Annotated in this window: 9 protein-coding genes and 1 pseudogene; 3 read left to right on the plus strand and 7 right to left on the minus strand. The window is 41.7% G+C overall.

The annotated features are described in order from the left end of the window. Positions 1 to 85: 85 nt before the first annotated feature. The 3 genes from CAN34_RS13460 to CAN34_RS13470 form a co-directional block, all read right to left on the minus strand. Complete coding sequence (locus CAN34_RS13460; protein ID WP_089556077.1) at positions 86 to 550, minus strand: lysozyme inhibitor LprI family protein; 465 nt, start codon at positions 548 to 550, stop codon at positions 86 to 88. Between the two features lie 269 nt (positions 551 to 819). Then, complete coding sequence (locus tag CAN34_RS13465; protein ID WP_079691132.1) at positions 820 to 2,109, minus strand: adenylosuccinate synthase; 1,290 nt, start codon at positions 2,107 to 2,109, stop codon at positions 820 to 822. Positions 2,110 to 2,298: 189 nt separating this feature from the next. Further along, positions 2,299 to 3,606 (minus strand): ATP phosphoribosyltransferase regulatory subunit, encoded by a 1,308-nt coding sequence (locus CAN34_RS13470; RefSeq protein WP_089556078.1) that lies wholly within the window; start codon positions 3,604 to 3,606, stop codon positions 2,299 to 2,301. A 518-nt stretch (positions 3,607 to 4,124) separates the two neighbouring features. Here CAN34_RS13470 and CAN34_RS13475 point away from each other — a divergent pair. Both CAN34_RS13475 and corA read left to right on the plus strand, forming a co-directional pair. After that, complete coding sequence (locus CAN34_RS13475) at positions 4,125 to 4,514, plus strand: DUF2237 family protein (RefSeq protein WP_089556079.1); 390 nt, start codon at positions 4,125 to 4,127, stop codon at positions 4,512 to 4,514. Positions 4,515 to 4,577: 63 nt separating this feature from the next. Then, on the plus strand, positions 4,578 to 5,792 hold the full coding sequence (gene corA / locus CAN34_RS13480; protein ID WP_089556080.1) for a magnesium/cobalt transporter CorA: 1,215 nt from the start codon (positions 4,578 to 4,580) through the stop codon (positions 5,790 to 5,792). 114 nt (positions 5,793 to 5,906) lie between these two features. On the opposite strand, the gene CAN34_RS13485 is transcribed toward corA, so the two are convergent. Further along, the gene (locus tag CAN34_RS13485) at positions 5,907 to 6,452 is read right to left on the minus strand and encodes a phosphate-starvation-inducible protein PsiE (protein ID WP_254423195.1); all 546 of its coding nucleotides are present in this window, start codon (positions 6,450 to 6,452) and stop codon (positions 5,907 to 5,909) included. Then, positions 6,452 to 7,348, minus strand: a complete 897-nt coding sequence (folD, locus tag CAN34_RS13490; RefSeq protein WP_089556081.1) for a bifunctional methylenetetrahydrofolate dehydrogenase/methenyltetrahydrofolate cyclohydrolase FolD — start codon at positions 7,346 to 7,348, stop codon at positions 6,452 to 6,454. Before folD ends, CAN34_RS13485 begins: the two co-directional genes overlap by 1 nt. 255 nt (positions 7,349 to 7,603) lie before the next feature. Here folD and CAN34_RS13495 point away from each other — a divergent pair. Beyond that, positions 7,604 to 8,354 (plus strand): annotated as a pseudogene (locus CAN34_RS13495) (IS5 family transposase). A 43-nt stretch (positions 8,355 to 8,397) separates the two neighbouring features. Here CAN34_RS13495 and CAN34_RS13500 read toward each other — a convergent pair. Next, entirely contained in the window at positions 8,398 to 9,087 is a 690-nt protein-coding gene (locus CAN34_RS13500; protein ID WP_089556082.1) for a sugar transferase, read from the minus strand. A 186-nt stretch (positions 9,088 to 9,273) separates the two neighbouring features. Continuing rightward, a partial coding sequence (locus CAN34_RS13505) for a glycosyltransferase family 4 protein (protein WP_133063026.1) occupies positions 9,274 to 9,999 on the minus strand: 726 nt, incomplete at its 5' end.

The raw sequence follows: 9,999 nt of genomic DNA on the forward strand, positions 1-9,999 counted from the left end.
TATAGCATTAGGGATTTTGATCAAATATGAAATCTGAGAAAGCTTAACCGCTAACCAGCAGCTTTATAATACAGCTACTCTATCGTTACTCTCCCAAACGACTGTCGCGACAACTGCCAGCGGCACATTCACGCACACGCTCATTTAAGAAGTTCACACGCTCAGTGGTTGTTCGAGTAGCACAGTTCATGTTGACATAAAAACCATCTTCATCATTATAACTACATCGATCATTGCGCTCACGCATCCAAGCAAGTTGTCCACGCTTTAACGTGGTTTTTTGTTTGGCATTTAAGCGTTTAGTAAGCTTTTCATATGAGTTATTAAGCTCTTTATCTGCTTCTAGATATACTTTGGTTAAGCAATATAAGCCGTCAAAGTCATTAATAGGTTTATCGCAGTTTTGTGTACCCCAAGATAGCGTGGGTAACATAAAGGCAGCGGAAGCTAGCAGTACTAATGATAAATTACGAATAAACTGCTGGATAACATTATTGGCTTCATGGGTATTTTTTTTAGTAGCTCTATTGGTTATGATGTTGATTGTCATACTGTTTCTCCCTTATCGTTTGGACGTTGGTAAAATCCTTTTCACCACATAGCATTTTTTAAAAGACACATAATAGCTTTTAAGAAAAATAACACTATTAAGCTTTATCTTAGCCTTTTTTAGTATAGCTTACCTTCATTTAGTGTAATTAAAGAGTTAATAGTGTCTGGTAGCGATTTATCAAAAAAATGACATAAAAAATCCCAATGCTGAGCACTGGGATTTTTTATTTAACCACAACAAGCTATTTTGGCGATGTCGTAAACAAATTATGCATCATACGGATCGCGTAGGACGATAGTCTCTTCGCGGTCAGGACCGGTTGAGATAATATCAATAGGACAATCGATCAATGCTTCAATACGTTTGATATATTTTTTGGCGTTTTCTGGTAAGTCATCATAATTGGTAATACCAACGGTAGATTCACTCCAGCCTGCAAGCGTTTCGTACTGTGGCGTTACTGATTCGTAGAACTCAGCATCATGCGCACCAGCGCATTCAGTTTCTGGTAGATCATAGCCAACACCAATAAGTAGCTCTTCTAAACCATCTAAGACGTCAAGCTTGGTCAAGCAAATACCGGTTAGTGAGTTTAATACCACTGCACGACGTAGAGCGGCGGCGTCAAACCAACCGCAGCGACGGGCACGACCAGTCGTTGCACCAAATTCATGACCAACTTTGGCTAAATGCGCACCAACATCATCAAACAACTCCGTTGGGAACGGACCGCTACCCACACGCGTGGTATAAGCTTTGGTGATACCTAAGACATAATCAAGATATAACGGACCAATACCCGTACCAGTAGACACGCCACCAGCAGTCACGCTTGAGCTGGTCACAAACGGATAAGTACCGTGGTCAATATCAAGTAGCGTACCTTGTGCACCTTCAAACATCAGGTTCTTACCAGCACGACGCAATTGGTCAAGCTCTTCGGTTACATCCGTAACCATGCCTCTGATTGCTTCTTTCCACTCTTTACAAAGCTTAAGCGTCTCATCAAAATCAATCGCTTCAACTTTATAATATTGAGTCAGTTGGAAGTTATGATATTCGATTAAGTTATGCAGCTTTTCTTCTAAATCGTCACGGAACAGGTCAGCAAGCTTAATCGCACGGCGGGCAACTTTGTCCTCATAAGCAGGTCCAATACCACGACCAGTCGTACCGATTTTACCGCTACCGCGCTTGGCTTCACGCGCTTGGTCGAGCGCCACATGATATGGCATGATAAGTGGGCAGTTAGGTGAAATGCGTAGACGCTCACGAACCGGCACGCCATTATCTTCTAGACCTTTCATCTCTTTTAGCAAAGCATCTGGTGCGAGCACTACGCCATTACCGATAAAGCAAGTCACGCCTTCACGTAAGATACCTGATGGAATCAAATGTAAGACGGTGGTTTTGCCATCGACAACTAAGGTGTGGCCAGCGTTATGACCGCCTTGAAAACGAGCGACTGCTGAGGCTTTTTCAGTAAGCAAATCAACGATCTTACCCTTACCTTCATCGCCCCATTGGCTACCTAAAACTACGACATTCTTACCCATGATTAATCCTTACCTTTATGTATTGAGGTGTGTGCAATAATAGTTTAAAAATAACATATCAAAACTAAAGTAATGCTAAAAAATGATACTTTTTCAGCTGTATGTTTCTTAAAGACTTAATAACTGAATGATTTTTATTTTAAAAGCTTCTAGATTTAAATAGTTTCTAGATTCAAACAACTTCTAGGCTTAAACCGCTTCTAGCTGCCATTGGTTACCTATAAGACTTAAGCGATGGGTCAACCCTACTGGCATATCTTCTGCACTTAATGGCATAGTGACGCGATAGCCTTGTTGACGCAAGCTTGCCACTTGTTGTAATAGCAGCTGCATCTGTTCGTTGTCCAAGCTACTTAATGCATTATAGTCGACCAGCACGACGGTTGGCGCCTCAAGCTGAGTATGAGCAAGCAAACGGCTGACATCCATACTAAAGCCTGTGGCTTCACGCGGCTGATTACTAGCTAATTGATTGCCGCTTTTCATACCATCGAAACGCCCGCCACGTACCAGCGGCTGGGTCTCGCTATTGATATAGCCATTGAACACAATGCCGGTATGATAGTGATAGCCTGACAGCTCTGTGACATCGATGCTCACCGGACACTGCCAATGTTCTTGCAAATGTGTTTTTAGACGTTGTAACTCATCGATAGCGGTTACAATTTCGATATCTTGCTGAGCGTTATCTGACAGTTTCGCTAATAAGTTTACGATATCATGACCAAAGCGTGCTAAAGCATAAAAGTCATTACCCATCGGTAATTCTTGGCAAAGCCGCTTAAGCTCAGGTAGGTTTTTATTGGCATAAAGATGCATCAATTGCTCAGTGTCACTATTAGACAATTCCGCTAATTCCGCTAAACGCTTAAATATAGCTACATGACCCAAATCGACGTGCAGTGCAGCGCTCATATCCAAGCTATTTATCATGCTAAACAATACATCTATCAGCTCGATATCGGCAGTCAGTGACGCACAGCCAAATATCTCAGCGCCTAATTGTAGCGGTGTGCGTGAGCCAAAAAGTCCTGACGGCAAGGTATGAATCACATCGCCTGCGTAGCAATAACGCGCGATACCGTCGCCACCATGATGCGCATCAATACGCAAAATCTGCGGCGTAATATCAGCGCGTATGCCCATCAATCGACCGGTCAATTGATCGATAATCTTAAACGTTTGACGCTTTAAGTCTTCTGAAGCACCGCTCAATAAAGACTCGGTAAACTCAATCATTGGCGGACAAACTAACTGATAACCATGCGTAATGAGCTGCAGTGTCAATTGATACCTAAGTACTTCTTGCTTATGCGCATCCTCAAACAACACATCGACCACCCCATCAGGCAGCAACCAGCTGTTAGCAACTTCGCTAGCAAAGCTACTTAGATAGGGTAATCGATTAGATACAGCGTTATTATCAGCAGGCTGAGTAGCCGCTTGCTTTGTAGGGTTTGACAGGGCAGGTTTTGCAGAATCAGAACTGGCAGACACAATAAATCCTTGTTTGGCGTATCGCTTACCAAAAAACGCGGTACTGATGCGGTACTTAAAGGTTATATTTACAATTGCAGGGATGATAGGCATTTTTTATTTTTAACGCGCAACATCACTGACCCAATTATTTATAAGCAAACTAGGTAACCGCAAAAAGGTGAGTAATTAGTATAAGTTAGGATGATAAGATGTCTATCTTTATGTGCTCAAAAATTATGATAAATAATCAAGGCACTTTATGCTTTAGTTTAGCATAGCAGCCAAGCTTCGCCTAGTGACAATTAACCACAATCGTCATCTAATTCATTCTCGGATTCTATAAAAACGTTACTTAGGTAATCGTTTTATCTCAGTATAGTCCATATGCTTTAAAAGAAAATACAGTGCTACTGGAATAAATTTATCTTTTAGAATCAACCCTTTTCTTAGGGCTAAGAGATTGCGGTATGTGGTTGAATAACGCCTTCGAAGTCGACTCATGTTACACTAGCATATATTTTTATTGTGGAAGTATTATGTCCTCTGATTATCATCCAAATCCAGCCATTAATCAAACCAATGTCCTCGGCACTGCCCTAGCCAGCTGTTGTTTTGACCCACTTACGGGCTATTATCGCAATGGCTTTTGTCATACCGGCAACCATGACGTCGGTCAACATACGGTTTGCGTCAAGATGACCAGTGAATTTTTAAACTTTTCAGCCAGTCGCGGCAATGATCTTATCACGCCCCTACCTGAATATGGTTTTGCAGGCTTACAACCTGGTGATTACTGGTGTGTCTGTGCGCTACGTTGGGTTGAAGCATTAGACTTGGATATGGCGCCACAAATAAAGCTCGAAGCCTGTCACGAGAGTTTGCTAGACCTAGTAGATATTGATACGTTAAAACGCTTTGCGCTGTAATTTACATCAGTTACATAAGTTGTTTTTTATATTTATTTCTCTACTTAGGCTAAAGGAGAGGGTATGAACCAAGATGACGACTTGATTGTCAAAACAACAACGCGTATCACACCTGAGTCTAATGTCCGTCTTATTGACGCCACTATCAGAGATGAGCATGCCTATTTAGACAATTATGATAGCTATATCTATGGCGATGCGGATGCGACGGTCGAAGACACCATTGAGACGATGACCGTCTATGATCCAGACTCTGAGCGCTATGAAGATATTGAGCCGTTAAGTGCTAATGAAGTGGTCAATTGTTATGCTTATTCACGTAAAACTGGTGAGCAGCTAAACAAAATAGCGCTCAGGGATGTCAGTCGCGCCTTGAGCAATAGCGGTCAGTTTATTTGGCTGGGTCTTTATGAGCCTAGCCTACAAACGATTTCTGAGGTAAAGGAAGCCTTTGATTTGCACGAGCTCTCAATCGAAGATGCCTTTGCTGATCATCAACGCGCCAAAGTTGAAAGCTATGATAATGATACGATATTTGTGGTATTGCGTACTGCTAAACTTGAAGACAATGTCATACGCTACGGTACCACAGCAATATTTATGGGTAAGAACTATCTGATTACCATTCGTAATGGCCCTTCGAACTCCTATGCGCCGGTACGCGAGCACTGTAATCGCCGCCCTGAAAAACTACGTATGGGGCCTATTTTTGTCTTGCACGCTGTGATTGACTTTATCGTCGATAACTATATGCCCGTAACTGACCGCTTAGGTAGCTATCTACGTGAGCAAGAGCGTAATATTTTTACTTACGAATTTAATAAAGAAACGCTTAGAAATTTGTATGAATTAAAATCACAGTTGGTACATATGCGCGCGGTTATTTTACCGGTGCAAGATATCTGTAGCTTCTTTATTAATCATCAAAAAAGCGATCTAGTCTCACCATTTTCGCACGCTGCAAAACCCTACTTCCGTGACGTCAATGATCATTTATTACATTCTTTAGATGCCATCAACGGGCTTAATGAGATGCTGAGCGTGGTAATGAATACCTATCTTGCGATGGTTAATATGGGACAGAACGAAGTGGTTCGTAAACTTGCCGCTTGGGCAGGTATCTTAGCAGTGCCGACGGCGATTGCCGGAATCTATGGGATGAACTTTGACTTTATGCCCGAGTTACATTGGCAATATTCTTATCTTGTCATCATGCTGGTTATCGGCTCGCTATGTAGTTATTTATACTTTAACTTTAAGCGCTTAGGCTGGTTATAAGTTAAAGTATACAACAAAAAAAGGGTTACCCATTGGGCAACCCTTTTTTTGAGTAAATGATTGATATATACCCATCACTTTATATGATGTTAATAAAAACAATCATTCGCGATACTACTTACTATCCACGCTAGGCAGATGATGCTCAGTACTAGGAACTTGATGATCGTCCAAATAATCTTCTGGTCGCCCAAACATTTTAGCTGTCCACGTCAGTATGACAATGGAAGCGCTGAGTACCATAATGGCAAAAGAAATCGTTGCCAATAACCACAGATGAAAGTTATCCGACACGGCTTGTACATCGACCACTAAATGTCGTGACAAGGCTGTAATCGCGATAAATATTAAAAACTGTACCGGTAAACGATGGGTTTTAAAATAAATACCAATCATCGCCAGCAGCTCAAGATAAATAAAGAGTAATAAGATATCTTTTAAATCTGCCGAGCCTTTTTGGAATATAATAAAAAACTCTTTACCGGCTGTCCAAACTACTACTACACTGATTAAGAATAATATAATGTAATGGCAAATATCGACAAACTCTCTGCCGATATATTGTAGACGTTCATGCATGCCCATATTTGGTTTCAGTATATTGGCATCTTTTTCTCTACTAATTTCCTGCTCAGACCGCTGCTCTGATAGTGGTTTCATCAGCTGCTTACGCTACCGTCTAAACCAGCTGATTTTTCAGCAGCATCAACGGTTTGGCGGATAAGGGTATTGATGGTCATTGGACCGACGCCACCTGGTACTGGGGTATAAGCACTGGCGATATTTTCTACGCCTTGCAATTCGATATCACCAACGCCGCCATTATCGGTTGGATGGAAGCCGGCATCGATAACCACAGCACCAGTTTTAATCCAATCAGCTTTGATCAACTCAGGTACACCTACTGCGCCAACGACGATATCAGCACGCTTAATATGAGATTCTAAGTCTTGCGTTCTTGAATGGCAGATCGTCACGGTACAGTTGGCATTTAATAGCATCATCGCCATTGGTTTACCCAAGATGGCACTGCGACCTACAACTACTGCCTCTTTACCAGCGAGCTCAATATTATGATGTTCTAGTAAATGCATGATACCCTGCGGGGTGCACGAACCATAAGCGGACTGCTGCATCGCCATACGACCAAAGCCAAGACAGGTCACCCCATCGACGTCTTTTGCCAAGTCAATCTGCTCAAAGCAAGCACGCTCATCGATGTGCTCAGGTACTGGATGCTGTAGCAAAATACCATGGACGTCTGGATTGCTGTTGAGCTCGTCTATCTTAGCCATAAGCTCTTCAGTAGTCGTCACACTTGGCATCTCAACCCGTATAGAATCCATACCGACGCGCTTACAAGCATTGCCTTTCATCCGTACATAAGTCGCAGAAGCAGGATCGCCACCGACCAATATCGTCGCTAGGCTTGGTGTACGTCCTGTCTTAGCTTTAATAGCGTCTACACGCGTACTCAGTTGCTGTTCTATTTGTTTAGCAAGTGCTTTACCGTCCAAAACGGTAGCAGATCCTTGGGCAGTTGACGCAATAGACATATGAACTCCAATCGAGGGTGCGATAAAAAAAGAAAGACAGTGCCTGCAATATTTTTGCATGCCTGTCTTATGCTTGGTCAATTCTTTTTGACCGTTAATTGAGACTGATATTGTACCTGTCTACGATAAAAAATCCTAGCAGCCTATTAAAAGGCAATAATTTAAAGACATTAGGGCGTGTCCCTAATTGGAAAAAGTATATATAGGCGCTAAAATAAGGTCTATATTTTAGCGATCGATAGGTCTTCAGGAAAGATGGCCAGACAAGCATTAACCGATAATCTCTGGGAACAGCTACAAGTGACTATGGCACAACATGGTTGCTATCAAAAAGATAAGAACCGCGACGTGATGGAAGCCATTCTTTGGAAGCTCCGTACAGGTGCTCCTTGGCGAGACATACCTAAAGAACTATGCCCATGGAAGAACGCTTACGACCGTTTTAATCGCTGGTCAAAGACGGGTTTGTGGGAGAAATTTTTTTAGCCTTTGAGCAGAAATTGATACGGAATGGGTATTTACCGATGGAAGTTATATACGCTGTCACCAACATGCAAGTGGAGCTCGGCTTGGTGAAGATCGAGCAATTGGACAAAGCCGTGGCGGAGCAACTACAAAGATACACCTATCCTGTGATGCCGATGGATATCCGCTCGATTTTAAAATCACTGGGGGTGAGGTTCACGACAGTCAAGTTGCAGGTGAATTGATTGAGCTCATAGGTCAAGCCGACTACTTTATTGCTGATAAAGGCTATGACTCAGAGGCCATCAGAGACAAAGCTCGCATTCATGGCATGACACCTGTCATTCCTAAAAGAGCGAACGCCAAACAGTCTAATCCAGAATTTGATAGTTATGTATACAAGTTACGGCATTTAGTAGAAAATATGTTTGCGAGACTCAAACATTTCCGTAGTATAGCCACTCGCTACGAGAAGTTGGCTCGCAATTTTAAGTCTATGCTTTACTTGGCCTGCACCATTATTCGTCGCAAAATGAATTGAGGACACGCCCTAGTACTTATACATCTTATTTTTTAATACCAAACTAAATATTGGTATCACGCTCTGAAAAGTGTCTATTAAGACATCGACAGCTTAACAGGCTTCTTTTAACTCTAGCGTTGATAACTTTATAACTTTGTTGCCTATTACCCGTAAATCGACTCATTGTAGCTTCTCCTTCTGCACAAATACCGTGCATAGTAATAACTAGCCTCACTGTTTTAAGTAATATTTGAACATCTAACCACATCGATCGATTATCAACATACCAAATATCAAGCTTGAAACGTTTTTCCCAACTGATGCTATTACGACCATTGATTTGAGCGTAACCAGTGACGCCTGGTTGAACTAAGTGCCTCCGAAACTGCTCGGTATTATATAGTGGCAGATATTCCATAAGCTGAGGACGCGGACCTACTATACTCATTTCTCCTTTAAGCACATTCCATAGCTGAGGTAGTTCATCGAGACTACTGGCCCGAAGTTGCTTACCAAAATCTGTAAGACGAGCCTCATCAGGCAAAAGATTACCTTCAGAATCTTTATCATCGCTCATTGTCCGAAATTTAATAATCTCAAATGTCTTTCCGTCAAGGCCAGACCGAGATTGACGAAATAACGCTGGGGCTCCAAAGTTCTTCCTCACTTTGTATGCCACCAAAATATAAATAGGCAACAGTAAAAATAAGGCTATTAGAGCAATAGTGACATCGAATACTCTCTTAAGCATTTTTAAATCTCCTATGTAAAGCAGTTCACGATATACCCAGACCCGTAATACACTTATATATGCTTTATTATAAATATATAAATTCTTATAAACGAATATATAAGACAAAGTAGTTGCTAAGATAAAAATAATTAGACTTTGTATTTCTTAAAATGTTACTTCTTAAGTTCGTTTAGATATCAAAACTTACTCTAAGCCCATCTCCGCTATCATATGAGCGTTTACCTTTCTAACGTCATACTTATCTACCGCAATACCTCTAGAAGCCAATCCCATTTGTTCATAAAGATTGGGATGCTCTATGAACTGACGCATGGCATCTATTAACTCATTAACGGCTTGGACGGGAACTAGATAACCATTTATACCATTGGTCACCGGCTCCCTACACCCAGGAGCATCCGTCGTAATAATAGCTCGTCCCATTGACATGGCCTCTAACACAGAGCGTGATGTGCCCTCGCGATAAGACGGCAATACATAGACTGAACTGGACGCTATGGCAGGGCGAACATCTTTAAGCTGACCCCAATAGATGATGTCGCCATCTGCTATCCATTGATCTAATTGTGCTTGTTCAATGGCTGCTGGGTTTTCATCTATCGAGCCTACTAGATGAAATTCGGCATCAGAATATTCTCTCTTTATCTGTTTGGATGCTTCGACATATTCCACTATACCTTTATCTTTGAGCAGTCTAGCAATCAACAAAAAGGAAGGCTTGACGCCACCTGACTCATTCCTAGGTAATGGAAATACATTGAAGTCATTTAAATCCACCCCTGAGCCGTTCACCACTACTGTGGGAATGATTGGCTGAACTATATTTAGTTTTTTTAATAAATTTAAGTCATCGTTATTTTGAAAAAATACCTTAGAAGACTTTGCTAATGCTTGTTGGTAAAGCGCATG

This window comes from Psychrobacter sp. DAB_AL32B, from assembly GCF_002224105.1.
Taxonomy (GTDB): Bacteria; Pseudomonadota; Gammaproteobacteria; order Pseudomonadales; family Moraxellaceae; genus Psychrobacter.